Below are 519 nucleotides of genomic sequence, written 5' to 3' on the forward strand. Positions count from 1 at the left end.
GGCCGGACGGCGGTGGTGCCGCCGAGGTTCATGGGGTCTTCCAGGTAGAAGGTCAGCCGTCCGGGGGTGTCGGAGACGGCGGTGTTGACGGTGCGGACGACGTCCGCGCATCCGTTGAGGAGGACGTTCCCGGTCAGGGCCTGGTGGAAGTCGGGGGAGGGCTCGACGGCCACCACCCGCCCTGCGGGGCCGACGAGTTGGGAGGCGAGGACGGTGTAGTAACCGATGTTCGCGCCGACGTCGATGAAGGTGTCTCCGGGTCGGAGCCGGCGGGAGACGAAGGAGGTGAGGTGGGGTTCCCATGCGCCGAAGAGGTAGAGGTAGCGCTGGATGACGTCGCTGGTCGTCACGGGGAAGCGGGCGCCGGAGCGGGTGCGGGTGACCGTGGTGACGGGGTGGTTCTTCAGGTGTTCGTCCAACTGGCCGGCGAGCTGGGGAACGCCTGGTCCGGCGGGGTTGTGGCGGACGTACGTCCGCAAGGCTCGAAGAAGAGGGTTCATGGGGCGTCTCCGAGAGTCG

General features: G+C 68.8%; 1 protein-coding gene. It reads right to left on the reverse strand.

Annotated elements, in window-relative coordinates; genetic code table 11:
• Window positions 1-500 (reverse strand): FkbM family methyltransferase (locus tag PV682_RS44215; protein WP_319738631.1); only part of this gene is annotated, 500 nt, incomplete at its 3' end.
• Window positions 501-519: the final 19 nt, after the last annotated feature.

The organism is Streptomyces niveiscabiei (genome assembly GCF_033794345.1).
GTDB classification, from domain to species: domain Bacteria; phylum Actinomycetota; class Actinomycetes; order Streptomycetales; family Streptomycetaceae; genus Streptomyces; species Streptomyces niveiscabiei.